The sequence below is a fragment of the Streptomyces sp. RG80 genome, assembly GCF_040446465.1.
Taxonomy (GTDB): Bacteria; Actinomycetota; Actinomycetes; order Streptomycetales; family Streptomycetaceae; genus Streptomyces.
Genome location: NZ_JBEAAJ010000003.1, coordinates 814,213 through 841,188 on the forward strand (window position 1 = coordinate 814,213; position 26,976 = coordinate 841,188).

Sequence of the window (26,976 nt, forward strand, 5' to 3'; positions counted from 1 at the left end):
TCCTCGCCGCACTGACCGCCGCCACGGCGCTCGTCGCCGCCGGACTCACCCACCTCGCCACCGGCACCGCCGAGGCCGCAACCGCCCGTCAGGTGGAGGCACTTGACCGCGGCGTCGTCAGCGTCCACACCGACGCCGGGAACCTGGTCAGCTGGCGCTGGCTCGGCACCGACCCGAACGACGTGTCGTTCAACGTCTACCGGGCCGGCACCAAGGTCAACCCGACCCCCATCACCGGCTCCACCAACTACTTCCACTCCGGCGCCCCCTCCCAGGCCGACTACACGATCCGGGCGATCGTCGGCGGTGTGGAACAGGCCGACTCGGTGCACGCGATCCAGTTCCGCACCGGCTACAAGGACGTGCCCATCAGCCCGCCCGCCGGCGGCACCACGCCCGACGGCGTCGCCTACACCTACGAGGCCAACGACGCCTCCGTCGCCGACCTCGACGGCGACGGGGCGCTGGACTTCGTCCTCAAGTGGCAGCCCACCAACGCCAAGGACAACTCCCAGTCCGGCTACACCGGCAACACGATCCTCGACGGGATCAAGCTCGACGGCACCCGGCTGTGGCGCATCGACCTGGGCCGCAACATCCGCTCCGGCGCCCACTACACACAGTTCCAGGTCTACGACTACGACGGTGACCGCAAGGCCGAGGTCGCCGTGAAGACCGCCGACGGAACCGTCGACGGGACGGGCGCGGTGATCGGCAGCTCGTCGGCCGACTACCGCAACTCCAGCGGGTACGTCCTGTCCGGGCCCGAGTACCTGACCATGTTCAACGGCCAGACCGGCAAGGCGATGCAGAGCGTCGACTACGTCCCGGCCCGCGGCACGGTGAGCTCCTGGGGCGACTCCTACGGCAACCGCGTCGACCGCTTCCTCGCGGGCACCGCGTATCTCGACGGCGCCCGACCGTCCGTCATCATGGCGCGCGGCTACTACACCCGTACCGTGATCGCCGCCTGGGACTGGCGCGGCGGCGCCTTCACCCGCCGCTGGACCTTCGACAGCTCCTCCTCCACCAACTCCGGCAAGGGGTACGACGGTCAGGGCTCCCACAGCCTCTCCGTCGGGGACGTCGACAACGACGGCAAGGACGAGATCGTCTACGGCGCGATGGCCGTGGACGACAACGGCAGCGGCCTGTGGACCACCAGGACCGGCCACGGCGACGCACAGCACCTTGGTGACCTCGACCCCTCGACATCGGGTCTGGAGTACTTCAAGGTCTCCGAGTCCACCTCCCAGCCCGCCGAGCTGTACATCAACCCCGCCACGGGAGCGATCCGTTGGAAGCTGGCGGCCTGCTGCGACAACGGCCGCGGGGTCGCCGGTGACATCTACGCCGGCAACGACGGCGCCGAGATGTGGTCCGCCTCCGACACCTCCATCCGCGACGAGGCCGGCGCCTCGAAGGGCCGCGAACCCTCGTCGGTCAACTTCCTGTCCTGGTGGGACTGCGACACCACCCGCGAACTCCTCGACGGCACCCACATCGACAAGTACGGCACCTCCTCCGACACCCGCCTGCTGACCGGTGCGAGCGTCCACTCCAACAACAGCACCAAGGCCACACCGTCCCTGTCCGGCGACCTCTTCGGGGACTGGCGCGAGGAGGTCGTCTGGCCGACGTCCGACAACACGGCCCTCAGGATCTACTCGACCCCCCACGAGACCACCACCAAGATCACCACCCTGCTGCACGACACGATGTACCGTACGGGCCTGGCCTGGCAGAACACCGCCTACAACCAGCCCCCGCACCCGAGCTTCTTCATCGGCAACGGGATGGCGACGGCACCACGGCCGACGGTCTACACACCCTGACGCGCCTCGACCGAAGAACCCTGACGCACCCCAAGGAGGAGGCCCCGTCCGAGAACGGACGGGGCCTCCTCGTGCGCGCTGTGCGTCAACTCACCTTGCAGGTCTGGTCGCCCACCTTGAACGCGGCCGGTTTCGTGTTGCTGCCGGACCAGTTGCCCGTGAAGCCGAAGCTCACGGACGAGCCCGACGCCACGTTCCCGTTCCAGCCGACGTTCTTCGCCGTCACCGCCGCACCCGACTGGGTGTACTCGGCGTTCCACACCTGACCAATCGTCTGCCCGTCGGGGAAGGACCAGCCAAGTGACCAGCCGCTCCAGGCACTTGAGCCCGTGTTGCTGAGCTGGACGTCCGCCTGGAAGCCACCCGACCACTGATTCGTGATCTTGTACGTCACCGCGCAGGCACCCGTGGGCGTCGGTGTGGGGTCGGTGCCACCACCGCCACCGCCCGAGTCGGAGGAGTCGCCGTAGATGACGCCACGGCCGTTGGTCGACACGTAGACCCGGCCGTACACCCGCGGGTCACCGGTGATCGCGTCGCCCGTCCAACCCCACTGGTGGGCATCGTCGTTGATGCGCGTCCAGGACGAACCCTGGTCCGTGGAACGGAAGATGCCGCGGACCCCGCCGATCTTCGCGCTGGTGTAGAGCGTCTGGTACGACGCCCCCGTCGCCGCCTTGCCGAAGCCGATCGTGTCGGCCTGCTCGACGTTGGACAGCTTGGTGAAGGACGTACCGCCGTTGGTCGAGTGCCACAGCCCGTACGTGCCGTCCGTCGCACCGCCCGCCAGCCACACATCGCCCTTGGTGCCGGGCAGTGCCTTGAACCGGACGGTGTCGCCGCTCGGCAGCCCGGTGGCGGCCGAGGCCGTGAAGGTCGCACCGCCGTCCGTACTGACGTAGAACTTCCCCGACTTGAAGCCGTAGAAGGTCTTCGCGTCGACCCGGTCCGACTCGACGATCGCACCGGCCGGGATCCCGCTCGAGGCCGCCCACGACGAACCGAAGCCCGTCGTGTACTGCACACCGGTGCCCGCCGGACTCCACACGAAGCGGCTGCCGTCCGAGGCCGCCGCGACCGTGCCGCCGCCGCTGACCCCCGAAGGGTCGCTGCCGCCGAACCAGTTGGCGCCGTTGTCCGTCGAGAACGCGATGTGCGGGCCCGAGTCGAGGTTGCCGACCCGCACCACCGTGTTCGGGTTGGTCTCGGCGAAGTCCAGGCTCGTCGTCGTGGTGAAGTTCGGCTGGGTGTACATCATCGCCGGCACCTTGGTCAGGTCCGTGTGCCGGAAGCCGCCGATGTCGCCCAGACCGCTGAAGAGCTGGGCGCCGCCGGACGGGGGAGAGGCGAGGTCGAGGACCGCGGTCTCCTCCAGGCCCCGCACCATCGGCTTGATGGTGAACTGGCTGCCGGAGTCCCAGTTCGTGAGGTTCTCCGTGCCGTAGACCGTCGCACCCGTCCCGTACATCATCCGGTTGGAGTTGAACGGGTCGATCTCCAACGCCTCGGTCATCCAGCCGAGTTTCGGCGTCTGCTCGGGCGGCGAGGGATTCGCGCCCCAGGTCAGCCACGGCGACGACGAGACGTCCATCGTGTAGCGGTTCGAGCGGTTGGGATAGGAGGTGTAGTCCCAGGCGCGCGTCCAGGTGGCGCCGCTGTCGGTGGAACGGAAGATCTGGGTGTCCGGCCACCAGGAGCTGTAGCCCGTGGCCATCAACGTGCCCGGGTCCTGCCGGTCGACGCTCAGCCCACTGAAGCCGTAGTAGGTGTCGGCCTCGGCGACCGGGCTGATGTCCGTCCAGGTGCCGGTGGCGGTCGCGTACCGCAGCAGCCGGCCCTTGCCGCCGTCGTACGGACCGCCCTTGTCGCTGTATGCGATGTACAGATAGCCGTTGACGGTATCCAGTACACCCTTGTGCGCGAGATACCCCGTCGGCTGCCCGGCCAGCCGCGACCAGGTCGCGCCCCCGTCCGTCGAGCGGTACACCGCGTTGTCCTTGTCCGCCACCCCGACGTAGATAGTCCCTGTGGCGCTGCCCGCGCTGCCCGTCCGCTCGTCGAAGGTGACCCAGACGACGCCCTGGTTGTCGTTGGCGTAGCCGGAGGTGTCGCTCGGATCCTGTACGTAGTTGCCGACGTTGGGGAAGTTCGCCACCTGCGACCAGGTCACCCCGGAGTCCGTCGACCGCCACAGGCCCTTGCCGCTGGGCGCGCCCAGATACAGCACGCTGTTCTTGTTCGGGTCGATCGCCAGCCGCTCACCCATGCCACGACCCGGCATGTTCCCACCGAGCTTGAACGGCAGGTCGGTCTTCGCCCAGCTGGCGCCCCGGTCCGAGGAGCGCAGGATCGCCCCGTTCCCCGGGTCCCAGCTGTTGGTGTAGGTGCCCACGGCCGCGTACACCCGGTCCGGGTTCACGGAGTCGGTGGCGAGACTCGCCACGCCGGTGTGCCCCCAGTCGTTCCAGCCGATCGAGTCCAGCAGCGGGGTCCAGGTCTTGCTCGACTCCTGCCAGCGGTAGGCGCCGCCGATGTCGGTGCGGGCGTAGGCGAGGTTCTTCTCGCTGCGGTTGAAGACGATGCCGGGGACGAATCCGCCACCGTCGATCCGGGCGTTCTTCCAGGTGTAGCTGTCGGCGGCGATGGCCACCCGCGCGCTGTCGGCGGCGAGCGCGGGCGGGGTGCCCGCGAGCAGGCCGGCCGCGAGCGCGAGCGCGGCGGTGAGGATGCGTGTTCTTCGCACGGGGGGTCCTTTCCGGGGACGTGGGGGATGCGGGGGAGGAGGGGAAGGTGCGAATAGCAAGCGCTTACCACATGGCGCGAGAGGTGCCGGGCGACCCCCAGTGCGGGAGGGGGCCGCCCGGCGGAGTCGGTCCCGCCGTCAGGTGACGAGACCTCGTACGCGGAACTCATAAGCGGTTCCGGGGAAGGGACGGTGCCCACCGCGCCCCTTCAGGGGCGCGGGGAACTGCGCGACCAGCCACAGACGGCCCGCACTTCGACCACCGGCCTTCCCGCGGAGCGCTTCGCGGGGGCTATTCGAGAAGCTCCGCGTACGAACCCATGGCCAGGGCGATGTCCGCCTGGGCCCAGAACCGGTGATACGTGAACGACGGCACCGCGCCGCCCGCGAGATACGCCTCGATCTTCGACCAGGCAGGGTCGTCCTCGTAGAAGGACCGGATGGAGTCGAAGGTGGACGAGGAGTTGATCGCGTCGCCGTTCGGCATGGTGCCGGTCCAGCCGCTCGGGATGTACACCGCGTCGTCGAACCGGTTGTAGTCGGCCCGGTTCTCCGGCACGGCGATGCCGAGCGCGTCCTGGTGGTTGTCCCACATGCCGTCCAGAAGCGCCTTCGCCGTGGTCGCCGCCTCGGTGTCACCGGAGCGGTCCGCGTAGTACGTCAGGGTCTTGGCGTACGCGGCGGCCACACCGACGTCGTTGGTGTAGTCGGCGACGGTGACGTGAAGTCCGCTGTTGGAGCCGGGACTTGACGCGTTCCAGGTGTCGGGCTGGCCCGACCACTGGAGGGTGGAGGGGATCTGGTAGGTGCCGTCCGGGTTGATCGTGGTCTTGGACAGCGCCCAGTCCACCCATTTGTCGAGCACGGTCTTCGCGGCCGCGTTGCCCGTCTGCTGGTAGTACTCCGCCACCCGCTCCATCGACCACGCCTGGAAGCCGAACCACTGGTTGGACGGCGGGTCGTGGTAGACGGGCTGCTGGTCGTAGTACATGCCGTAGAAGGTCGACTTCCCGGCCGGCGGGGGCGCGTACCGGCCCGCCCAGCTGTTGGTCGCACCGCCCGCGATGGCGCCCTCGTTGGACTGGAGCCAGCGGTAGAACTCGATCTGCCGGGTCAGCGAGGTGCCCCAATCGGCGGCCCCTGTCGCGGACTTGGGCTTCAGATCGGCGTAACTGCTCAGCGCGTAGGCGGCCATCGGGTTCTGGTAGCCGCCGTGCGCATGGCTGGAGCCGATGCGCCAGGCCCAGCCCGCCGAGGTGTCGGTGGCGCCGCCCCAGGCGTAGTACCAGGACATCAGGTACATCGAGGCGTCCTTGCCGGTGCCGGCCGCACAGGTGCTCGGACCGACGCAGTTGCCGATCTTCTTGAAGTACTTGTCGTACATCGAGTAGCGCAGATAGTCGCCCATCTTCGCGGCCTTGCCCACGGCCGCGGAGATCTGGCTGCCCTTGCCCTGCGCGTCCGCCCACTTGTCGGCCCAGTACGCGGCCTGCACGACACGGGCGTCGGCGTCCGGGGCGTTGGTGAACTTCCACTGCTTGGCGTAGGAGGCGTCACCCGTGAACAGGTCCAGATAGCCGTTCTTGCCGCCGTACTTGAAGGCGTCGCAGGTCGGCTGCGGAACCGTCTCCCACACCGACTCCTGCGCACCGCGCTGGAAGGTGTTGATGTACGACGGACCGGTGTCGGACGGACCCGCCTCGCACTTGCCGGGCGAGTTGCCGTAGCCGTACACGTTGTCGACGTCCTGGAGCCAGTGCATACCGTAGACATCGTCCGTACCGTATGCGGTCTTCAGTTCACCGGCGATCGGATCCGATCCCACCGACACCCCGGTGTCCAGCTTGGCCGGGTACTCGTTGGGCGTGTCCAGCTCGGGTGCGTACGTCGCCGGCTTGGAGGCGTTGTAGAAGGAGTTCGTCGGCTGGTCGGCGTGCGTGGGGATCATGTACTTCTCCATGATGTCCCAGGCACTGTTGAACTTGGTCCAGTCGCCGGTCACCTTGCCGTACATGGCCTGCAGCCAGAGAAGGTAGCTGTACGCCTCCGAGGTGGTCTCGTGACCGTGGTCCGGCGCCTCGACGATCAGCGTCTCCACCGAGTGGTAGGGGATGCCCTCGGGCGAGAAGTAGCCGTTCGCGGGGTTGGTGATCTTCCCGTACAGCTCCAGGAAGCGGGCGTCGTACTCACCCGCCGCCTCGATCTGGGTGACTGTCACCGACGCCTTGGCGTGTCCGGTGGCCGAGGACTCGAAGGTCGCCGCCCCGGTGCCGGAGGCGGCGGCCGTGATGGTGACGTTCTGGGCGGTGTTCCAGTTCGACGGGGTGAAGGTCAGGGAAGCCCCGCCGGTCACGGACAGACCCGAGTTGCCGCTCGCGCGAGCGGTCGTCACCGTCACGTTCGCGGACGGCTGCGTCGACAGCTTCACCCCGAACGTGCCCGTCTCGCCCTGCTGCACGGCGAGTTGGGTGGCCGAGGCCACCACGGCGGGACCCGAGGCGACCGTGATGCCGACCGGGGTGGACTCCCCGGACGCGCCCAGACTGTCGTACGCCTTCGCGAGGAGCGAATGACTGCCCACGGTCAAACTTGAGACCGAGAGCGAGTACGGCGACGTGGTGTCGGTGCCCAGCAGCGTGGTGTTGTCGTAGAACTCCACCTTGCTGATCGTCGCACCGTCCGCGGCCGCGGCGGTCGCCGCGAGCGGGACGGCGTTGCCCTGCGTGTAGACGGCGCCCGCGGCCGGGCTGGTCAGCACCGTGATCGGCGGCTGGTGGGCGCCGGTGCAGGTGGTGCCGTTGATCGCGAAGGACGTCGGGGCGGCATTGGTGCCGCTGTAGGTGAACTGCGCGCCGGTGGACACGGCGGCGCCGGCCGCGATGTTCCCGTTGTACGTCGCGTTGTTCACCGTGACCGTCTGACCGGACTGGGACCAGGTGCCGTTCCAGCCGTTGCTCAGTTTCTGGTTGCCCGTGTAGGCGTACGTCAGGGTCCAGCCACTGATGGCGTCCGTACCACGGTTGGTGATCGTCACGTCCGTGGTGAAGCCGGAGCCCCAGTCGTTCGTCTTGTAGTCGACGCTGCACTGAACTGCCGCTGCCTGTGCGGGAGTTGAACCCGTGCTCAACATCGCGATCGGCAGGGCCAGGGCGGCCACTACAGCCGTCCACAAGCGCCGGACAGTCCGGCGTCTCTTTCTGGGGGCCATGTGCTGGTTCCTCCTCGCGGCTCGGAGAAGTCAAGGCTTGAACCAGTGGGAGCGCTCCCATAGTGAGGACGAGGGTGTGAGGGGTCAAGGTGCTTGAAGAGTCGAAAAGATTCGACGAACGTGGTTGAGGAAAAGTCAAGTGACTCCTCTGTTCTTTGCCGTCACTTGGCGCTAGCTTCAAAAGCACCAGTGGGAGCGATTCCATCAGTCGACGCGTCCGTCACGGCGCGCTGATCTGCAAGGAGTCGCTCATGCGACACCCCCCGCGTTCAGTACTTTTAGCCGTGTCCGGCGCGGTCGCCCTTCTCGGGGCCGTGACGGTGCCGGTGGTCACGGCGTCGGGAGCCACCCCTGCCTGCACGGTGGAGTACTCCGTCACCAGCCAGTGGGACACCGGCTTCCAGAGTGCCGTGACGATCACCAACAACAGCGCCACCGTAAGCAGTTGGAGCCTGGCCTTCGATCTGACGGCCGGTCAGAAGCTCAATCAGGGCTGGAACGCCAAGTGGTCCCAGTCCGGTACGACGGTGACGGCTGCCAACGAGAGCTACAACGGCACGCTGACCACCGGCGCGAGCGTCAGCGCCGGCTTCCTCGGCTCCTGGTCGGGGAGCAACCCGGTACCGACCTCGTTCAAGCTCAACGGCACCCCGTGCAACGCCGGCGCGGACCCCTCGCCCACGCCGACACCCACACCGACGCCCACCGATCCACCGGACACCGGTGACGGCGGACCGCCGGTGCTCAAAGCCTCCGGCAACAAGCTCGTGGACGCCGACGGCACGACCCGTCGTCTGCTCGGCGTCAACCGCTCCGGCGGCGAGTTCATGTGTGTGCAGGGCCACGGCATCTGGGACGGCCCGGTCGACGACGCCGCCATCAAGGCGATCGCCGACTGGAACGCCAACACGGTCCGCATCCCGCTGAACGAGGAGTGCTGGCTCGGCCTGTCCAACATCAAGCCGGAGTACGCCGGTTCGAACTACATCGACGCCGTCAAGGACCTGGTGGCGAAGGTGAAGGCGAACGGCATGACGCCGATGCTCGAACTGCACTGGTCCCACGGTCAGTACACGGGCAACTCGGCGGGCTGCTCCGACGTGCACGCCAGCTGTCAGAAGCCCATGCCCGACATGCAGTACACCCCGTCCTTCTGGACGTCGGTGGCGAACACCTTCAAGTCCGACCCGACCGTCGTCTTCGACCTGTTCAACGAGCCCTACCCGGACCGCGCGACGGCCACGACCACCCAGGCGTGGCAGTGCTGGCGGGACGGCGGCACCTGCTCCGGCATCGGGTACGAGGTCGCCGGTATGCAGGATCTCGTCGACGCCATACGGGCGACCGGCGCCGGCAACCTGATCCTGGCCGGCGGGATCGCGTACTCCAACGACCTCAGCCAGTGGCTGACGTACCGGCCCAGCGACCCGAAGAACAATCTCGCGGCCGCCTGGCACGTCTACAACTTCAACACCTGTGCCGACGAGAGCTGCTGGAACTCCCAGCTCGCCCCGGTGGCGGCCCAAGTGCCGCTGGTGGCCGGGGAGATCGGCGAGAACACCTGCGGACACGCGTTCATCGACCAGGTCATGAAGTGGTTCGACGAGCGTGGCCTGTCCTACCTGGGCTGGACCTGGAACACCTGGAACTGCTCCTCGGGACCCGCCCTGATCTCCGGTTACGACGGTACGCCGACGGCGTTCGGCATCGGGCTGCGCGACCACCTGCGCTCCCTGAACGGATAACCCCTCAGCCACGACCGACATCCGAGAATCTCGCAACGGAAGAAGGAAACCCGCACTCATGAGTCGTACCAGAACCGCGCTCCTCGCAGCCATGGCCCTGGTCGCCGGGGCCTCCGGGACGGCGCTCGCCGTCAATCCCGCGGACGTCGGCGCCGCCGCCATCCCCTGCACCGTGGACTACAAGATCCAGAACGACTGGGGCTCCGGCTTCACCGCCGCGGTCACGATCACCAACAACGGTGCCGCCAAGAGCAGTTGGGCGGTCAAGTGGTCGTACGCCGGCAGCCAGAAGGTCACCAACGGCTGGAACGCGAAGATCAGCCAGAGCGGGACGGCCGTCACCGCCGCCAACGAGACGTACAACGGCACCCTCGCCACCGGCGGTTCGACCAGCTTCGGCTTCCAGGGCACCTACAGCGGCACCAACGCGATCCCCGCCACCTTCACCCTCGACGGCGTGACCTGCAACGTCGACGACGGTGGCGGCGGTCCGACCAACCCGCCCGGCCCGGGAACCGGCACCCGCGTCGACAACCCGTACAGCGGCGCCAAGGTGTACGTGAACCCGGAGTGGTCCGCGAAGGCCGCCGCCGAACCGGGCGGCAGCCGCATCGCCAACCAGCCGACCGCCGTCTGGCTGGACCGGATCGCCGCGATCAACGGCGTCAACGGCGGCATGGGCCTGCGCGCCCACCTGGACGCCGCCCTGGCCCAGAAGGGCTCCGGCGAACTCGTCGTCCAGCTGGTCATCTACAACCTGCCCGGCCGTGACTGCGCCGCCCTCGCCTCCAACGGTGAACTCGGCCCGACGGAGATCGACAAGTACAAGACGCAGTACATCGACCCGATCGCCGCGATCCTCGCCGACTCCAAGTACGCGGGCCTCAGGATCGTCACCACCATCGAGATCGACTCGCTGCCCAACCTCGTCACCAACACCGGCAGCCGTCCCACCGCCACCCCGCAGTGCGACGTCATGAAGGCCAACGGCAACTACCAGAAGGGCGTCGGCTACGCCCTGAACAAGCTCGGCGACGTCGCCAACGTCTACAACTACATCGACGCCGGCCACCACGGCTGGATCGGCTGGGACGACAACTTCGCCGCCAGCGCCACCGTGATGAAGGAGGCCGCGACCTCCGAGGGCGCGACCGTCAACGACGTGCACGGCTTCATCGCCAACACCGCCAACTACAGCGCCCTGAAGGAGAACAACTTCACCATCAACGACTCCGTGGCGGGCAAGTCCGTCCGTGAGTCCAAGTGGGTCGACTGGAACCGGTACGTGGACGAGCTGTCGTTCGCCCAGGCGTTCCGCAACCAGCTGGTCACCACCGGCTTCAACTCCGGTATCGGCATGCTGATCGACACCTCCCGCAACGGTTGGGGCGGCTCGGCCCGGCCCGCCGGACCGGGGGCGACGACGGACGTCGACACCTACGTCAACGGCGGCCGCTACGACCGCCGTATCCACGTCGGCAACTGGTGCAACCAGTCCGGAGCCGGCCTCGGTGAGCGCCCGCAGGCCAGCCCCGCCGCCGGGATCGACGCCTATGTGTGGGTCAAGCCCCCGGGGGAGTCGGACGGTTCGAGCTCGGCCATCCCCAACGACGAGGGCAAGGGCTTCGACCGGATGTGCGACCCGACGTACACGGGCAACCCGCGCAACGGCAACAGCATGTCCGGTTCGCTGCCCAACGCGCCGCTGTCCGGGCACTGGTTCTCCGCGCAGTTCCAGCAGCTGATGCAGAACGCGTACCCGCCGCTGTCCTAGCGGGCTGATCCGCCGGGGCCCGGGCTTCCTCCCGCGCCGGGCCCCGGCGGTGCGCGACGGTTCGGCAGGGGGCTCGTCCAGGAAATCCGAGCGCCCTTTTTTTGCCGTCCCGGCAACATCACTGGCCTCTTCACGGTGCGTCGGCGCACGCTGGTCGCACCCGGACGAGAGGCTGACTCCCATGGCGCACGATCACCACGGTCACGACGGCAAGCACGATCACGGCGGCGGGCACGGTCACCGCCATCACGACCACACCGACATCGACTGGGCCGAGATGGCCCCGCTGCTGGAGGAGCAGGCCGAGCTGTACACGCCGCTCTACGAACGGGCCACGGCATGGCTCGCCAAACGGCAGACCGAACCCGGACTCGTCGTCGACGCGGGCAGCGGGCCCGGGGTCGTCTCGTGCCTGCTGGCCGAGACGTTCACCGGCGCCCGGATCGTCGCCGTCGACAGCTCCGAGCCACTTCTGGAGCGAGCCCGCGACCGGGCCGGCCGGCTCGGCGTTGCCGACCGCTTCGGCACCCTCGCCGGTGAACTGCCCGGCGTCCTCGACGACTTGGACTACCCCGCCGACCTGCTCTGGGCCAGCTGGAGCCTGCACCACCTCGGCGACCAGCGGGCCGCCCTCGCAGCCTTCGCCGCCCGCCTCGCACCCGGCGGCACACTGGCGCTGCTGGAGGGCGGCCTGCCCACGCGGTACCTGCCGCGTGACATCGGCATCGGCCGCCCGGGTCTCCAGGCCCGGCTCGACGCGGTGCACGAGGAGTGGTTCGCCGAGATGCGGGCCGCCCTGCCCGGCACGGTCGACGAGGTCGAGGACTGGCCGGCGCTGCTCACCTCCGTGGGCCTCAGGCCCACCGGCAGCCGCAGCTTCCTGCTGGACCTGCCCGCGCCCACCACGGACCGGGCACGCACCTGCGCCGTCGCCACGCTGACCCGGATGCGCGAGGTCCTCGGCGAACGCCTCGACGCCGACGACCTCGCCACCCTCGACCGGCTGATCGACCCGGACGACAAGGCGAGCGTCCACCACCGCCCGGACGTGTTCGTCCTGACGGCCCGCACGGTCCACACGGCCGTCCGCGCCGTCTGAACCCTCGGCACCGTCCGGGGCGCCGAGTGCCGCGGCACGTACGGAAGTTGAGTCGCGCATGCTTGACTTCGAGAACGCTCCAAGTGATCTACTCCCGGCATCCGCAGGACACCACAGGGGGTAACCATGACCGACTCACCGGTCGCACTGATCACGGGCGGCGGCAGTGGCATCGGCGCCGCCGTCGCGCGGCAGCTGCTCGACGCCGGGCACCGGGTGGCCGTCACCGGGCGCGGGGAGGAGCGGCTGCGCGGCTTCGCCGAGGAGCTCGGCGACCCGGACGGGCTGCTGACGCTCGTCGGCGACGCGGCCGACTACGACAGCGTACGGTCGGCGGTCGACCGTACGCTCAAGGAATTCGGTCGACTGGATACAGTCGTCAGCAACGCGGGCATCGCCACTCACGACTCCGTCGCCGAGGGCGACCCCGCCGGCTGGACCGAGATGGTGCTGACCAACGTGCTCGGCCCGGCGCTGCTCATCCGTGCCTCCGTCGACGCCCTGAAGGAGACGCGCGGCCGGATCGTGCTGGTCGGCAGCGTCGCCGGGTTCGTGCCCACGCCCGGCAACATCTACGGCGCGACCAAGTGGGCGGTGACCGGACTCGCCGAGAACACCCGCCGCCAGGTCACCGAGTGGGGCATCGGCGTCACCCTCATCGCCCCCGGCCGCGTCGAGACCCCCTTCTGGGACGGCTACGGCAGCCTCCCGCCCGGCCACCTCCTCACCGCCGACCAGCTCGCCGACTCGGTCGTGTGGGCCATCCGGCAGCCCGAGGGCGTCGACGTCAACACCGTGGTCGTACGTCCCATCGGTCAGCCCAACTGACGGACACGGGGGCGGGAGACCGCCGCCGGACCGTTCTGGCGGCCGCGCCGCCCGGACCGGTGGCCGATGCATGGACCTTCCGTGGGCGGGTACGCGGCGGATCTCCGTCCCCGTCGCGAGGACCCTGTTCCGTGGCTCGTACCGACATCGCCCGAGACCGTCTGCGCCTGCCCCCGGCGTCCATGGGCCCGCGTGCGGGGCAGGCGGTCGCGGCGGTCGCGCTGTCCGTGTCGCCGGTCTGCATCGAGCTGTCCGGCGCGGACGCCGGTACGGCGTCGGTGTACCGGTGTCTGCTCGCGCTGCCCGTGCTGGTGCTGCTGGTGGTCCCGGAGTACCGCCGTGAAGGCCCGCCGCCGCGGCGGCAGTTGATGTACGGGCTGGTCGGCGGGGTGCTGTTCGCCGGGGACATGCTGCTGTGGACCGAGGCGATCACCGAGGTGGGCGCCGGGTTGTCGACCGTGCTGGTGAACGTGCAGGTCGTTCTCGTACCGCTGCTGGCCTGGCTGGTGGACCGCGAGCGGGTACCCGGCCGGTTCCTGCTGTGGCTGCCGGTGCTGGTCGTCGGTGTCGTGCTCACCGGCGGGCTGTTCGAACAGGGCGCGAGCGGCGACGACCCGGCCGCGGGCACGATCCACGCGATCCTGGCGGCCCTCAGCTACTCCGGGTTCCTCTTTCTGCTCCGCCGCGGCGGCTTCCAGGGGCACGTCCGCACGACGTACACCGCGGTCGTCGTCTCGGCCACCGTCGCCTCCGCCCTCGGCGGCTGGGCCTGGGGCGCCTTCGACCCCACGCCGTCCGGAACCGCCCTGGCCTGGCTCGCCCTGGCGGCACTGACCAGCGGAATCATCGGCTGGCTGATGGTCGCCGTCTACTCCCCCCGACTACCGAGCCACGTCGGCGCGGTCCTGCTGCTGCTCACACCCGTCGGCGCGCTGGTCCTGGGGGCGGTGGTGCTGGATGAACGACCCACGCTCGCCCAGTGGGCCGGCTGCGCGCTGATCCTCGTCAGCGCGTACGCCACGGTGATCGGGCGACGGGGCGCCCCCGACCAGGACGCCCCTCAGGATCGCTAGCCGATGTGGACGGTCTCACAACCGGTGATCACGTCCAGGCGCTCGGCCCAGCAGGTGTCCTTGCCGGCGTAGCCGCGGACGATGTCAGCCTCACCGTCGCGGGTGTAGAAGGTGTCGTTGCCGGCGCTGCCCCTGAGCACCTCCCGACCGGCACCGCCGACCAGGACGTCGTTGCCCCAGTTCCGGGCGAAGTCGTGGCTGTCACCGCCGTCCAGGACGTCGTCGCCCGCCTGGCCCCGCAGGATGTCGTTGCCGGCGAACCCGCTCAGGCGGTCGGCGCCCGCGTTCCCGCCGAGGACGTCGTGGCCCGCCTCGCCGGCGATCCGGTCGTTGCCGTTCCCGCCGGCGAGCCGGTCGTCCCCCGCGTCACCGCAGACGACGTCGTTGCCCGCACCGCTGTCGACCGTGTCGTTGCCGCCGAGACCGGATATGACGTCCACGGCTGAGCCTGTGTTGAGGGTGTCCTGGAGAACACCTTCCGCAAACTCGGCGTCTCCAGCCGTACCGCAGCCGTCGCGCGGCTGTTCCCGGAGCCCGAGGCGGGGACGTGACGAAGGCCCGGACGGTGTGTCCCGTCCGGGCCTCGAAGTGCCTTGCTGTCAGGCCATGTTGAACGTCGACGGGTCCGGGCCGAGGCGGCGGTCCTCGTTGAGGGCGCTGATCGCCGCCAGGTCCTCCGTGTCGAGGGTGAAGTCGAAGACCTCGATGTTCTCCTTGATCCGGGACGGGGTCACGGACTTGGGGATCACCACGTTGCCCAGCTGGAGGTGCCAGCGCAGGACGACCTGCGCCGGGGTGCGCTCGTGCTTCTGCGCGATGGCCACGACCGCCGGGACCTCCAGGAGGCCCTTGCCCTGGCCGAGCGGCGACCAGGCCTCGGTGGCGATGCCCTGCTCCGCGTGGAACTCGCGGGCCGCGTGCTGCTGAAGGTGCGGGTGCAGCTCGATCTGGTCGACGGCCGGGACGACGGACGTCTCGGCGATCAGCCGCTCGAGGTGCGCGGGCTCGAAGTTGGACACACCGATGGCCCGGACACGGCCGTCGGCGAGCAGCTTCTCGAACGCCTTGTACGTGTCGACGTACAAGTCCCGCTCAGGGGTGGGCCAGTGGATGAGGTACAGGTCCACGTAGTCCAGGCCCAGCTTCGCCAGCGAGGTGTCGAAGGCGCGGAGCGTGGAGTCGTAGCCCTGGTCGCTGTTCCAGAGCTTGGTGGTGACGAAAATGTCCTCGCGCGGGACGCCGGAGGCGGCGAGCGCCTTGCCGGTGCCCTCTTCGTTGCCGTAGATCGCCGCTGTGTCGATGCTGCGGTACCCGGCCTCCAGAGCGGTGGTGACCGCCTGCTCGGCCTCGTCGTCCGGCACCTGCCAGACTCCGAACCCCAGCTGGGGCATCTCCACGCCGTTGTTGAGGATGATCGGGGGGACCTTGCTGCTCACGAGCTCTTGATCCTTACGGTTGTCGACAGGTGGTACTCCCATCGTCAACGATCAACCGCCCCGATGCATTCCTGACCGCGGAATCGGACAGAATCCGCCGGAAACTTCCTCAGGCAGACCCTCAGGCCCGGTACAGGGCCTCGACCTCGTCGGCGTACGTCGTCTCGATCGCCTTGCGCTTCAGCTTCAGCGACGGCGTCAGCAGGCCGTGCTCCTCGGTGAACGGCTGCGCCAGGATCCGGAACGTCCGGATCGACTCGGCCTGCGAGACCAGCGTGTTGGCGGCCACCACCGCTCGCCGCACCTCTGTCTCCAGGTCGGCGTCACGCACCAGTTCGGCCGAGGTCATCTGCGGTTTCGCGCGCATCGCCAGCCAGTGCTCGACGGCCTCCTGGTCGAGGGTGACCAGGGCCGCGACGTAGGGCCGGTCGTTGCCGACGACGATGCACTGGGCGACCAGCGGATGGTCCCGGACCCGTTCCTCCAGCAGCCCGGGCGCCACGCTCTTGCCGCCGGAGGTGACCAGGATCTCCTTCTTGCGGCCGGTGATGGTGAGGAAGCCGTCCTCGTCGAGGGAGCCCAGGTCGCCGGTGGCGAGCCAGCCGTCGTGCAGGGTCTCGTCGGTGGCCTTCTGGTTGTTGAGGTAGCCCTGGAAGATGTTGGGGCCGTGCAGCCAGATCTCCCCGTCGTCCGCGATGTGCACGGTGACGCCGGGGATGGGCTGTCCCACGCTGCCGTAGCGGGTGCGGCCGGGCGGGTTGGCGGTCGCCGCCGCCGTCGACTCGGTCAGACCGTAGCCCTCGTAGATCTGCACGCCCGCGCCCGCGAAGAACAGGCCGAGCCGGCGGTCCATCCCCGAGCCGCCGGACATCGCGTTGCGGATCCGGCCGCCCATCGCGGCTCGCACCTTGGCGTAGACGAGCTTGTCGAAGAGCTGGTGCTGCACGCGTAGACCCGCCGAAGGGCCGGGTCCGATGCCCCAGGCCTTGGCCTCGACGGCCTCCGCGTACTTCACCGCGATCTCCACGGCCTTCTCGAACGGACCGGCCTTGCCCTCCTTCTCGGCCTTGCGGCGGGCGGCGTTGAAGACCTTCTCGAAGATGTACGGCACCGCGAGGATGAACGTCGGCTTGAAGGCGGCCAGGTCCGGCAGCAGGGCCGCCGCGTTCAGCTGCGGCTGGTGCCCGAAGCGCACCCCGCGTGAGATCGCCGCCACCTCCACCATCCGCCCGAAGACGTGCGCGAGCGGCAGGAAGAGCAGGGTGGCCGCCTCGTCGCCCTTCTTGGAGTGGAACACCGGCTCCCAGTGCTCGGCGACCGTGTCCGCCTCCCACATGAAGCTGCCGTGCGAGATGACACAGCCTTTGGGGCGGCCCGTGGTGCCCGAGGTGTAGATGATCGTGGCGACCGAGTCCGGCGTGACCGCCTGCCGGTGCCGGTGCACCACCTCGTCGTCGATGGCGGCACCGGCGTCGTACAGCTCGTGCACGGCGTCGGCGTCCAGCTGCCACAGCCGGCGCAACTGCGGCAGCCGGTCGATGACGGTGGCGATCGTCATCGCGTGGTCCTCGTGCTCCACGACCGCGGCCGTGCACTCGGCGTCGTACAGCGTCCAGAAACACTGCTCGGCCGAGGAGGTGGGGTAGATCGGCACCACCTGGGCGCCGATCGTCCACAGGGCGTAGTCGAAGAGGGTCCACTCGTAGCGGGTGCGGGACATGATGGCGACCCGGTCGCCGAACCGGATGCCCTGGGCGAGCAGCCCCTTGGCGAGGGCCAGGACCTCGTCGCGGAACTCCGCGGAGGAGACGTCCTGCCACTGTCCGTGCTCGTCCTTGCGGCCGAGCGCGATGTGCAGCGGGTCCTCCTGGGCACGCCGGAAGACGACGTCGGCCAGTCCGCCCACGGGGGCCGGCAACGCCAACGGAGGGTTGGTGAACTCGCGCAAACCCCGCTCCCCGCTCCTTGGTCCCTGGTCCCCGCTCCTGGTGACGCTCCGCACAGCGCCGTGAAAGCTACCCCACCCGGCGACCGGACGGGAGGGGGTGCGGATCCGAGCAATGTTCAGGTACGCACAGGTCAGCGCCGGAAAATGCGCTCACATGGGGAAGGGTCGGACAGAAAACTGACGGTTGAGTAAGTTTCGGCCCCGTAATCTCCACCGAATCTGTACGTCCCGGCTACGGCCCGCGGCCGCCCGCGGAAGGATCAATTCCGCCGCGCCGCCGTCTCTCCTTCCAGCGTCGCCGCGGCCCAATCCGTCACACCCGCGGGACGTCGGCGCCCTACCGCTGGCGCCGGTGCAGCCGGTCGCCGCCCGCCAGGATGGCCGCCGCCAGCGCGTCCGCCGCGCCCTGGGCCGCCGTACGCCTGCGGCCGTGGATCAGGACGAAGTCGACGCGGCCGAGTTCCGGCAGGCCGGCGCGGTCCGGCATGCGGACCAGGCCCGGCGGGATCAGACCGCGGGAGTGGGCCATCACACCGAGGCCGGCGCGGGCCGCCGCGATCAGGCCGTTGAGGCTGCCGCTCGTACAGACGATCCGCCACTGACGGCCCTGCCGCTCCAGCGACTCCAGGGCGAGGGCGCGGGTGATGCCCGGCGGGGGATAGACGATCAGCGGAACCGGACGGTCCAGGTCCAGCCGTAGCCGCTCCGCGCCGATCCACACCAGCCTGTCGTGCCAGACCAGCTCGCCGCGCGGGTCCTCCGGACGCCGCTTCGCCAGCACCAGATCGAGCTTCCCGGCCGCCAACTGTTCGTGCAGGGTGCCCGAGAGTTCGACGGTCAGCTCCAGGTCGACCTCGGGATGGTCGTAGCGAAAGCCCTCGAGGATCTCCGGCAGCCGGGTCAGGACGAAATCCTCCGACGCCCCGAAGCGCAACCGGCCGCGCAGCCGGGTACCCGTGAAGAACGCCGACGCCTGCTCGTGCACTTCCAGGATCCGGCGAGCGAAACCGAGCATCGCCTCGCCGTCCTCCGTCAGCTCCACGGAATGGGTGTCCCGGGTGAACAACTGCCGCCCCGCCGCGTCCTCCAGACGCCGTACGTGCTGGCTGACCGTCGACTGGCGCAGCCCGAGCCGCCGGGCGGCCTGCGTGAAGCTCAGCGTCTGGGCCACCGCCAGGAACGTACGCAGCTGGGACGGGTCGTACATGTCCCGGAGCCTACCGCGGCCTATCGCAAAACGTGATGACAGTCAGAACGGTATGCAGGATTCCCGATCGCGGGCCGGAGGAGGACGATGAAGGGGGACCCTGTGGGCCCCGCACCGCCGACAGACCCGAGCCCGACAGACACAAGCCGGATGGGCCGCCGGGCCCGACAGACACAAGCTAGATGGAGCACCGTGAAACGCCTGCGTTGGCCGAGTTGGATGCCGATCGACCCGTACATCCTGCTGCTCCTGGGAACGGTGGGCCTCGCGGCCCTCCTCCCGGCGCGCGGCACGGGTGCGGACGTGGCCTCCGGAGCCTCCACCGCCGCGATCGCCTTCCTCTTCTTCCTGTACGGCGCCCGCCTGTCCACCCGCGAGGCACTGGACGGACTCAAGCACTGGCGGCTCCACGTCACCGTCCTGGCCTGTACGTTCGTCGTCTTCCCGCTCCTCGGCATGGCGGCCCGCGGACTCGTCCCGGTCCTGCTGACCCAGCCGCTCTACCAGGGCCTGCTCTTCCTCGCACTCGTCCCCTCGACCATCCAGTCGTCGATCGCCTTCACCTCCATGGCCCGCGGCAACGTACCCGCCGCCATCTGCGCCGGCTCCTTCTCCTCGCTGGTCGGCATCGTCATCACACCGCTGCTCGCGGCCGCCCTGCTGGGCAGCAGCGCGGGCGGGTTCTCCGCCGACTCGCTGGTCCAGATCGTGCTCCAGCTGCTGGTGCCCTTCGTCGCCGGACAACTGCTGCGCCGCTGGATCGGCGGGTTCGTCACCCGTCACAAGAAGGCCCTCGGCCTGGTCGACCGCGGCTCGATCCTGCTCGTCGTCTACACCGCGTTCAGCGAGGGCATGGTCGAGGGCATCTGGCACCAGGTGAGCCCGCTGCGGCTCGCCGGGCTGCTCGTCGTCGAGGCCGTACTGCTGGCCGTGATGCTGGCCCTGACCTGGTACGGCGCCAAGGCGCTGCGCTTCGGCCGGGAGGACCGGATCGCGATCCAGTTCGCCGGCTCCAAGAAGTCCCTGGCCGCCGGACTGCCCATGGCGAGCGTTCTGTTCGGCGCGCAGGCCTCGCTGGCCGTGCTCCCGCTGATGCTCTTCCACCAGATGCAGCTGATGGTGTGCGCGGTCATCGCCAAGCGCCGCTCCCACGACCCGCTCCCCGCGGACGGTCCGGGGGCCGAGGTCACGCCTGCGGCTTCAGCCGGAGGGTCACGAACCGCGGTCGGTACAGGGACACGTTCCGGTTGAGCTGCGCGGCCGCGGCGGTCGGCTCCAGCCAGTTGACGTCGTAACTGAGCACCAGCCGGCCCCCGCCGCCCCCCGCGCCGTCGGAAACAGCGGGATGGACCTGCGGGTTGTACGCCGCCACCTCGCCGTCCGGCAGCGCGGCGGGCAGATCCTTCGTCGGCCCGTGCCACGGCCCGGTGGGGGAGCAGGCCCAATACGAGGTCACGGTGGTCAGACCCGCGGTGCCCGCCGCCATGGTGAACAGGACGTACGTCCCGCCCTCGCGTACGACGGAGAAGGCGCTGCCCACTCCGGTACGTCGCTTCTGATCGCCCAGCACCGGTACGGGCCGGGCGCCGGCCGCCCACCGGGAGCCGTTCCAGTACTGCCAAGCGCCCGGCTCCCCGAGCCTGCCCTCCGGCACCCGGGCCACGTACGCCGAGGACACGGGACGGGCGGCGGCCTGACCGTCGTCGCCGCCGAAGACATACGTCCAGCCGCCCTCCTGTACGAGCGTCGTGCCGAACTGGACCCGCCGGGAGGCGTCCGGGACCAGCTGCTGGTCGAACACCTTGGTCACGGACTCCACCCGCAGATCGGGCAGCGACAGCGTGGCGACCTCGGTGGCGGTGGGCATCCCGTAGATCCACGGCGCCGCCCCCGCCGTCCGCACCCACAGCACCACCCGCACGACCCGCTCGTCCGATCCGGGGGTACGAGGCTCGACGCGCGCCGCGACCGGCCACCGCCACTGGTTGGGGGCCGGGTCGGGGAACAGCGGGGCGGGCAGGGTGGACTCCAGCCGGCCCTCGCGCATCAGCACCGCCGAGTTGCGGACCAGGGGGGCGGCGGTGTCCCGCCAGGTGAAGGACTCGCCGACCGGGTTGGGCGGGGCGTACACCTGACCGAGATAGGTGTCCGAGAACAGCCACAGCACCCGGCCGTCCGGCAGTCGCAGCGAGTGGGTGCCGTCGCCGCCGGTCCAGTCGTCGGCGCGGGTGGCGTCGTCGCCGTAGCGGGCGAACTCGGTGGTGAGCCGGTCGTCCGGCGACCACGCGTCGACGGTCTGCGGTATGCAGTCGCCCGCATCCTGTCGTTCGTCGTCATCCGGCAGGGCCGTGAGCAGCACGGCTCCGAGAACCAGGGCCAGCAACAGGCCGAGCCCCGTTCCCGTCCGCTGTCGTGCTCGTACGTCGTCGGGCACCCACGGGACGTTAGTGGCTGTCGCTGATCTGGTCCATGGGTAGTCGGGGGACGGTGGGGTGCGTAGGGGTGCCGCCGGTGGCCGGTTTCTCGTATGTGCCCGTCACAGGGGCCGGTTTCTCGTATGTGCCCGTCACAGAGGCCGGTTGAGGTCTCCGGGATCCCGATTCCACGGGGAGCGCGCGTCCGCCCGGCGGCGGAGTGTCACGGGGAGGACTGGCAGGACGGCGGCGGGGTTGGGAGCCGGTGCCGGGTCGGTGACGCCCGCCTTGCGGCAGATCAGGGCGTCCGGGTCGGTGGCGGGGACCTGGAGGGTGTAGCCGGCGGGACAGTCGGGGCCGGGGGCGCCTCGCGGGCCGGGGTCCCCCTTGTCGCCCTTGGGGCCCTGGAGGCCCTCGGAGCCCTGGGTGCCGTCGACCCCCGCGGGGCCCACCGGTCCGGCGGAGCCGTCGGCACCCGCGGGGCCCGGGTCGCCGGGATCCCCTGGGTCCCCGGGACTCCCGGGCTCGCCGGGCGAACCGGACGGCCCTGGAGAGCCCTCCGGTCCCGGTGGCCCCGACGGGCCGGGCTCGCCGCGTTCGCCGGGTGCCCCGCCCGCGCCGGTGGCCCCCCGGTCGCCCTTCTCGCCGCGCTCGCCGGGCAGCGCCGCGGGCACCCGGATGCGGTCGATCAGGTCGTCGACCGCGTCCGAGGGGTCGGGCGCGGCCGGGGTGCCCCCGCCGGCCTCGACCTGGGCACGCAGCTCACGCACGTCCTGCGCCAGCGTGGACACGGCCTGGCCGCGCCGGTCGGCCTCGGCCTGCATCTCGGCGGCGCGGCGGTCGCCGGCGTCGATACGCGCCCACAGGATCACGGCGATCCCGCAGAGCGCGACCAGTACGCAGACGAGGAAGACACTGCGCCAGCGCGGGGCGAGCAGCCGCTCGAAGCGAGCTCTCACGACGTACCTCCGAGTCGGTGGATGTCGAGCCTGAGCCGCGCGATCTCCGACTGGTCGGCCGTGTGCAGCGAGGTCAACTCGTCGATGCGCGAGTCGCGTTCGGCGACCTGGCGTTCGAGCCGGTCGCGCTCGGTCTGGAGCTTCTCGGTCAGGCTGGAGTAGCCGCTGAGCGCGTTCTCCCCGCGCTTGCCCAGATAGGCCACGGCGGCTGCGCCCAGCACGCCCGCGGCCGCCACTAACGAGCCGAGCAGGGTGGTGCCGGCATCCAAGGGACTGCCTCCTACTTGGACGACGGGCCGGTTCCGACAAGACGCGACCCGGAGAACTCACCGGATTCAACGAGCCACTTGCCGTCGGGGTGTGCCACGGGCGCCGACTACGCCGGACGGGTGGTGAGGGGGCGTCAGGGATGACGCCGGGCGTTGCGTCGGTGAGGGCGGCGCCGGCCGAACGCGGGCCTTTCACAGGCCTGTTGATCCGGATTTCCGGTACGGAGGGCTGACGGCGGATAACGTTCCGTCATGACCGCACCCCTCACCCTCGATCCGGCGCGCAGCGCGCTCGTCCTCGTCGATCTGATGGACCGGATCGTCGCGCTGGCCCTGGAGCCCCGCAAGGGCACCGAAGTCCTCGTCGTCGCCGAGGAGTTGGTGACCGCCTTCCGGGCGGCGGGCGCTCCTGTCGTCCTGATCCGCGTCGAACGTCCCGGAGTCGCCGAACAGCCGCCCGGCAGCGGACTGGTGGCCGGCCTCGCCCGGGACGGCGACATCGAGATCGTCAAGCGGACCATCGGCGGCTTCCAGGGCACCGGCCTCGACGAGCGCCTCCGTGAACTCGGCGTCACCACGCTCGTGTTCGGCGGCATCGCCACCAACCTCGGCGTGGAGTCCACCGCCCGCGCCGGCGGCGACCTCGGCTACGACCTCGTCTTCGTCGAGGACGCCATGGCCGCCTTCACCACGGCCGAGCACGAGGCGTCCGTACGGCTGGACTTCCCGCGACTGGGGTCGGTGGCGCGGGCGGCGGAGCTGACGTTCATGCGGAGTTGACGTCCGTGCGGAGTCGACTCGCGGCGCTGTCCGACGTGCACGCCCGCCCTGCGTGCCGCGGAGGATCGGGTCGGTCAGCTCTGGGCCGCCGCCGTCGGCAGGGCGATGCGGTCCTCTCCCGCGTACACGTTCATGGAGGAGCCGCGCAGGAAGCCGACGAGGGTGAGGCCGGTCTCGGCCGCGAGGTCGACGGCGAGGGACGAGGGCGCGGAGACGGCGGCCAGGACCGGGATGCCGGCCATGACGGCCTTCTGGGCCAGCTCGAACGAGGCCCGGCCGGAGACGAGCAGGATCGCACGGGACAGCGGCAGACCGTCGTTCTGCAGGGCGCGGCCGACCAGCTTGTCGACGGCGTTGTGCCGACCGACGTCCTCGCGTATGTCGAGGAGTTCGCCGTCCTCGGTGAAGAGCGCGGCGGCGTGCAGACCCCCGGTCCGGTCGAAGACCCTCTGCGCCGCGCGCAGCCGGTCGGGGAGGCCCGCGAGCAGTTCGGGTTCGAGACGGACCGGGGGAGTGTCGGAGATCGGCCAGCGGGCCGTCGTACGGACCGCGTCGAGGCTCGCCTTGCCGCACAGGCCGCAGGACGAGGTGGTGTACACGTTGCGTTCGAGGGTGATGTCGGGGATCACCACATCGGGCGTGGTCCGCACGTCGACCACGTTGTAGGAGTTGGAGCCGTCCACGGTCGCCCCGGCGCAGTAGACGATGTTCTGCAGATCGGATGCAGTCGCCAGTACACCCTCGCTGACCAGGAAACCGGCCGCCAGGGCGAAGTCGTCGCCCGGGGTGCGCATGGTGATCGCGAGCGGCTTGCCGTTCAGCCGGATCTCCAGCGGTTCCTCGGCGACCAGCGTGTCCGGTCGGGAGGAGACCGCCCCGTCCCGGATGCGGATCACCTTGCGTCGTTCCGTGACTCGTCCCATGTCCTGATCAGCCCCGGTTCTGTACGTCCTGGTGGCCGAAACGGCCCTTGATGCAGAGGTTGCCGTGGGTCACCGGGTCGTCGGGCGGCGAGGTGACCTTCACGATCTCATTGTCCTGCACGTGCAGGGTCAGCCCACAGCCCACCCCGCAGTACCCGCACACCGTCGTCGTCCTGGTCTGCGCCGTTTCGTCCCATGTGCCCGCCGCGCGTCGGTCGAACTCCGACCGGAACGACAACGCCCCCGTCGGACAGACGTCGACGCAGTTCCCGCAGTACACACACGCCGACTCCGTGAGCGGAGCATCGTGCTCCACGGTGACCCGGGCGCCGAACCCCCGGCCGGAAACCGAGATCGCGAACGTGTGCTGCCGCTCCTCGCCACAGGCGTCCACGCACCGCCGGCACAGAATGCACTTGCCGGGCTCGCGCGCATACAGGTCGTTGTCGACCCTCGTCCCCTCGTCGAGCCGGGCCGCGGCCGGGCCGAAACGATCCGGCCGGGCCCCGTACTCGTCGATCCACCCGGCGACACCCGGCGTCGTCGACAGGTCGACGGCGGAGGCCAGCAGCTCGAGGACGGTGCGGCGGCTGTGCCGTACCCGCTCGGTGTCCGTCCGCACCTCCATCCCGGGCTCGACCCCGCGGGAACAGGCCGGGACGAGAGCGGGCGAGCCCTCCACCTCGACCACGCAGAGGCGGCAGGTGCTCCTCGGGGCGAGGGCCTCGCCGTGGCAGAGGACCGGGACGTCCCTGCCTGCCGCCCGGCAGGCGTCGAGGACCGTCGCGCCCTCGGGAACCCTGGTCTCCTCGCCGTCGAGCCTGATCGCGAGCATCCGGCGCGGAACCCCCAGCGCTGTCACGGTCATGGGTACACCCCCGACGCCGTCACGGTCATGCGTACACCCCCAGCCGGTCGACGGCCGACTCCACGGCGTTCCACGCGGACCGCCCCAGACCGCAGAGCGAGGCGTCCCGCATCGCCCGGCCGACATCCCTGAGCAGGGCGAGATCGTCGGCGGCGGCCGTGCCGCCCCGCGCCACGATCCCGCGCAGTGCCTCCGCCTGCCGCACGGTCCCGATCCGGCACGGCACACAGCCTCCGCACGACTCGTCGCGGAAGAACTCCGCCATCCGCAGCACCAGTTGGGCCAGCGGCACCGTGTCGTCGAAGGCGATGACGACGCCCGCACCGAGTGTCGTACCGGCCGCCCGCGCGCCTTCGAAGGTGAGCGGGATGTCGAGTTCGTCGGGGCGTACGAAGCCGCCGCCCGCCCCGCCGAGGAGGACGGCGCGCAGTCCCTCACGCACCCCGGCCGGCGCGAGGACCTCGCCGAGCGTCGCGCCGAACGGCACCTCGTAGACCCCGGGCCGGTCCACACCGCCCGACACACAGAACAGCTTGGGCCCGGTGGCGCCGCCCGCGCCGAGGGCCGCGTACGCCGGGGCTCCCATCGTCAGGACGGCCGGTACGTTGATCAGCGTCTCGACGTCGTGCACGACCGTCGGCCTGCCGAACAGGCCCTGCCCCGCCGGGAAGGGCGGTACGGCGCGCGGCTCGGCCCGATACCCCTCGACGGAGCTGAACAGGGCGGTGTCGTCGCCACAGACGTAGGCGCCGGCCCCTCGCCGGATCTCGATGTCGAAGGCGTGGCCGCGGCCGAGGATGTCGTCGCCGAGCAGGCCGCGGTCCCGTGCACGGTCGACGGCATATTGCATACGGTGTATCGCCCGCGGATACGTGCCGCGCGCATACAGATGTCCCGTTCGCGCGCCGATCGCATACGCCGCGATCGTCATCGCCTCCACCAGCGCGTACGGGTCGGCCTCCAGAAGCACCCGGTCCTTGAAGGCGCCGGGCCCGGACTCGTCGGCGTTGCACACCAGATGGTGCGGGTGGTCGGGCCGCGAGGCAACGGACTGCCAGGTGCTGCCGACGAGGGAGGCGCCGTCGCCACGTCCGACCAGGCCGGAGTCGACGAGCTCGCGGACGACTCCGGCGGGGCCGAGCCGGAAGGCCCGGCGCAATGCCGTGTAACCGCCCTGGGCGCGGTAGTCGTCCAGCGACAGCGGGTCGACCGAACCGACGCGTCGCAGCAACGTCAGCGACGCGTCCCCGGCCTGCGGTACCGCCCGCTCGGCAGACGGTTCCTCGGGGACGGAGTCCGGGGAGGCCGCGGCGAGCACCGCCGCGGGCACGGTCGCCGGCGCCGACACCGCCGTACGCACCGGATCGCCCGCCCTGACCACCAGCGCCGCCGGTGCCCGCTCGCACAGACCGAGACAGGCGCTCCGCTCGACGCCCACCTCTTCGTCCGGCCCCAGCCGCGCCTCGATCCCGGCATACAGCTCCGCCGACCCGGCCGCCGCGCAGGGCAGGTCCGTGCACACGCGGAGCACGGTCGCGGGCCGGGGGTGCACCGAGAACAGGGTGTAGCAGGTGGCGACGCCGTACGCCTCCGCCGGCGCCACCGTCAGTCGTCGGCACAGATAGGCCAGGGCGCCCTCGCTGATCCAGCCGACCCGGTCGTTGATCGCGTGCAACCCCGGCAGCAGCAGGTGACGCCGGGCCCGGGCCGCGGTCCGCCCGCCGCGGGACCAGGCCAGGTCTACGGCGGTGCGCTCCCCGCCCTCCCAGAAGGTCAGGGGAGGACCGAGCAACTCGTCGACGGCCGCGCGCTCTTCGTCCGTCGGCTCGCTGTCGCCGAATTGCAGGTCCACTCGCCTCACCCCACG

The 26,976-nt window shown here is 70.2% G+C and carries 20 protein-coding genes and 1 pseudogene; 8 read left to right on the top strand and 13 right to left on the bottom strand.

What is annotated here, in order from left to right:
• The first annotated feature begins 11 nt into the window (after positions 1-11).
• Positions 12-1,835, top strand: a complete 1,824-nt coding sequence (locus ABKA17_RS13745) for a rhamnogalacturonan lyase (RefSeq protein ID WP_353692346.1) — start codon at positions 12-14, stop codon at positions 1,833-1,835.
• A gap of 85 nt (positions 1,836-1,920) precedes the next feature.
• On the opposite strand, the gene ABKA17_RS13750 is transcribed toward ABKA17_RS13745, so the two are convergent.
• The gene (locus ABKA17_RS13750) at positions 1,921-4,578 is read right to left on the bottom strand and encodes a cellulose binding domain-containing protein (protein ID WP_353692276.1); all 2,658 of its coding nucleotides are present in this window, start codon (positions 4,576-4,578) and stop codon (positions 1,921-1,923) included.
• 292 nt (positions 4,579-4,870) lie between these two features.
• A complete protein-coding gene (locus tag ABKA17_RS13755) occupies positions 4,871-7,786 on the bottom strand; it encodes a glycoside hydrolase family 48 protein (RefSeq protein WP_353692277.1) in 2,916 nt (971 codons plus the stop codon).
• 251 nt (positions 7,787-8,037) lie between these two features.
• Here ABKA17_RS13755 and ABKA17_RS13760 point away from each other — a divergent pair, with 251 nt between their 5' ends.
• The 5 genes from ABKA17_RS13760 (at position 8,038) to ABKA17_RS13780 (ending at position 14,305) form a co-directional block, all read left to right on the top strand.
• Positions 8,038-9,531, top strand: a complete 1,494-nt coding sequence (locus tag ABKA17_RS13760) for a cellulase family glycosylhydrolase (RefSeq protein WP_353692278.1) — start codon at positions 8,038-8,040, stop codon at positions 9,529-9,531.
• A 58-nt stretch (positions 9,532-9,589) separates the two neighbouring features.
• Complete coding sequence (locus tag ABKA17_RS13765) at positions 9,590-11,305, top strand: glycoside hydrolase family 6 protein (RefSeq protein WP_353692279.1); 1,716 nt, start codon at positions 9,590-9,592, stop codon at positions 11,303-11,305.
• Between the two features lie 181 nt (positions 11,306-11,486).
• Positions 11,487-12,404, top strand: coding sequence for a class I SAM-dependent methyltransferase (locus tag ABKA17_RS13770; RefSeq protein ID WP_353692280.1), 918 nt, complete (start codon positions 11,487-11,489; stop codon positions 12,402-12,404).
• Positions 12,405-12,530: 126 nt separating this feature from the next.
• Positions 12,531-13,232 (top strand): SDR family oxidoreductase, encoded by a 702-nt coding sequence (locus tag ABKA17_RS13775; protein WP_353692281.1) that lies wholly within the window; start codon positions 12,531-12,533, stop codon positions 13,230-13,232.
• Between the two features lie 131 nt (positions 13,233-13,363).
• Positions 13,364-14,305, top strand: coding sequence for a DMT family transporter (locus ABKA17_RS13780; RefSeq protein ID WP_353692282.1), 942 nt, complete (start codon positions 13,364-13,366; stop codon positions 14,303-14,305).
• Here ABKA17_RS13780 and ABKA17_RS47940 read toward each other — a convergent pair.
• From ABKA17_RS47940 to ABKA17_RS13800, 5 genes and pseudogenes are all read right to left on the bottom strand, one after another.
• Positions 14,302-14,574: a hypothetical protein gene (locus ABKA17_RS47940; protein ID WP_502994226.1), complete on the bottom strand. Its 273-nt coding sequence runs from the start codon at positions 14,572-14,574 to the stop codon at positions 14,302-14,304. The genes ABKA17_RS13780 and ABKA17_RS47940 overlap by 4 nt on opposite strands.
• Before the next feature lie 9 nt (positions 14,575-14,583).
• A pseudogene (locus ABKA17_RS47945) lies at positions 14,584-14,757 on the bottom strand (calcium-binding protein); the annotation flags it as partial.
• Positions 14,758-14,904: 147 nt separating this feature from the next.
• Positions 14,905-15,741, bottom strand: coding sequence for an aldo/keto reductase (locus ABKA17_RS13790; RefSeq protein ID WP_353692284.1), 837 nt, complete (start codon positions 15,739-15,741; stop codon positions 14,905-14,907).
• A gap of 121 nt (positions 15,742-15,862) precedes the next feature.
• Complete coding sequence (locus ABKA17_RS13795; protein ID WP_353692285.1) at positions 15,863-17,689, bottom strand: AMP-dependent synthetase/ligase; 1,827 nt, start codon at positions 17,687-17,689, stop codon at positions 15,863-15,865.
• A gap of 337 nt (positions 17,690-18,026) precedes the next feature.
• Positions 18,027-18,896: a LysR substrate-binding domain-containing protein gene (locus ABKA17_RS13800; RefSeq protein ID WP_353692286.1), complete on the bottom strand. Its 870-nt coding sequence runs from the start codon at positions 18,894-18,896 to the stop codon at positions 18,027-18,029.
• Positions 18,897-19,115: 219 nt separating this feature from the next.
• Between ABKA17_RS13800 and ABKA17_RS13805 the strand changes: the two genes are divergently transcribed.
• On the top strand, positions 19,116-20,147 hold the full coding sequence (locus ABKA17_RS13805) for a bile acid:sodium symporter family protein (RefSeq protein WP_353692347.1): 1,032 nt from the start codon (positions 19,116-19,118) through the stop codon (positions 20,145-20,147).
• Here the strand turns inward: ABKA17_RS13805 and ABKA17_RS13810 are convergent.
• From ABKA17_RS13810 to ABKA17_RS13820, 3 genes are all read right to left on the bottom strand, one after another.
• Complete coding sequence (locus ABKA17_RS13810; protein ID WP_353692287.1) at positions 20,083-21,330, bottom strand: DUF5005 domain-containing protein; 1,248 nt, start codon at positions 21,328-21,330, stop codon at positions 20,083-20,085. The two genes, ABKA17_RS13805 and ABKA17_RS13810, sit on opposite strands and share 65 nt — an antisense overlap.
• Before the next feature lie 132 nt (positions 21,331-21,462).
• Positions 21,463-22,269 (bottom strand): collagen-like protein, encoded by an 807-nt coding sequence (locus ABKA17_RS13815; protein ID WP_353692288.1) that lies wholly within the window; start codon positions 22,267-22,269, stop codon positions 21,463-21,465.
• A complete protein-coding gene (locus tag ABKA17_RS13820) occupies positions 22,266-22,538 on the bottom strand; it encodes a hypothetical protein (protein ID WP_353692289.1) in 273 nt (90 codons plus the stop codon). Before ABKA17_RS13820 ends, ABKA17_RS13815 begins: the two co-directional genes overlap by 4 nt.
• 252 nt (positions 22,539-22,790) lie before the next feature.
• Here ABKA17_RS13820 and ABKA17_RS13825 point away from each other — a divergent pair, with 252 nt between their 5' ends.
• Positions 22,791-23,318, top strand: a complete 528-nt coding sequence (locus tag ABKA17_RS13825; protein ID WP_353692290.1) for an isochorismatase family protein — start codon at positions 22,791-22,793, stop codon at positions 23,316-23,318.
• A gap of 74 nt (positions 23,319-23,392) precedes the next feature.
• Here the strand turns inward: ABKA17_RS13825 and fdhD are convergent, their stop codons facing one another.
• From fdhD to ABKA17_RS13840, 3 genes are read right to left on the bottom strand one after another with little or no spacing between them, the layout of a single operon-like run.
• Positions 23,393-24,241, bottom strand: coding sequence for a formate dehydrogenase accessory sulfurtransferase FdhD (gene fdhD, locus ABKA17_RS13830; RefSeq protein WP_353692291.1), 849 nt, complete (start codon positions 24,239-24,241; stop codon positions 23,393-23,395).
• 7 nt (positions 24,242-24,248) lie between these two features.
• A complete protein-coding gene (locus tag ABKA17_RS13835) occupies positions 24,249-25,109 on the bottom strand; it encodes a 2Fe-2S iron-sulfur cluster-binding protein (RefSeq protein ID WP_353692292.1) in 861 nt (286 codons plus the stop codon).
• 25 nt (positions 25,110-25,134) lie between these two features.
• Entirely contained in the window at positions 25,135-26,961 is a 1,827-nt protein-coding gene (locus ABKA17_RS13840) for an NAD(P)H-dependent oxidoreductase subunit E (protein ID WP_353692293.1), read from the bottom strand.
• Positions 26,962-26,976: the final 15 nt, after the last annotated feature.

Bases quoted from the DNA above. Each gene is read 5' to 3' on its own strand.
- ABKA17_RS13755 (WP_353692277.1), bottom strand. From the start codon at position 7,786: ATGGCCCCCAGAAAGAGACGCCGGACTGTCCGGCGCTTGTGGACGGCT.
- ABKA17_RS13825 (WP_353692290.1), top strand. From the start codon at position 22,791: ATGACCGCACCCCTCACCCTCGATCCGGCGCGCAGCGCGCTCGTCCTC.
- ABKA17_RS13760 (WP_353692278.1), top strand. From the start codon at position 8,038: ATGCGACACCCCCCGCGTTCAGTACTTTTAGCCGTGTCCGGCGCGGTC.
- fdhD (WP_353692291.1), bottom strand. From the start codon at position 24,241: ATGGGACGAGTCACGGAACGACGCAAGGTGATCCGCATCCGGGACGGG.
- ABKA17_RS13800 (WP_353692286.1), bottom strand. From the start codon at position 18,896: ATGTACGACCCGTCCCAGCTGCGTACGTTCCTGGCGGTGGCCCAGACG.
- ABKA17_RS13765 (WP_353692279.1), top strand. From the start codon at position 9,590: ATGAGTCGTACCAGAACCGCGCTCCTCGCAGCCATGGCCCTGGTCGCC.
- ABKA17_RS13805 (WP_353692347.1), top strand. From the start codon at position 19,116: ATGCCGATCGACCCGTACATCCTGCTGCTCCTGGGAACGGTGGGCCTC.
- ABKA17_RS13775 (WP_353692281.1), top strand. From the start codon at position 12,531: ATGACCGACTCACCGGTCGCACTGATCACGGGCGGCGGCAGTGGCATC.
- ABKA17_RS13835 (WP_353692292.1), bottom strand. From the start codon at position 25,109: ATGACCGTGACAGCGCTGGGGGTTCCGCGCCGGATGCTCGCGATCAGG.
- ABKA17_RS13770 (WP_353692280.1), top strand. From the start codon at position 11,487: ATGGCGCACGATCACCACGGTCACGACGGCAAGCACGATCACGGCGGC.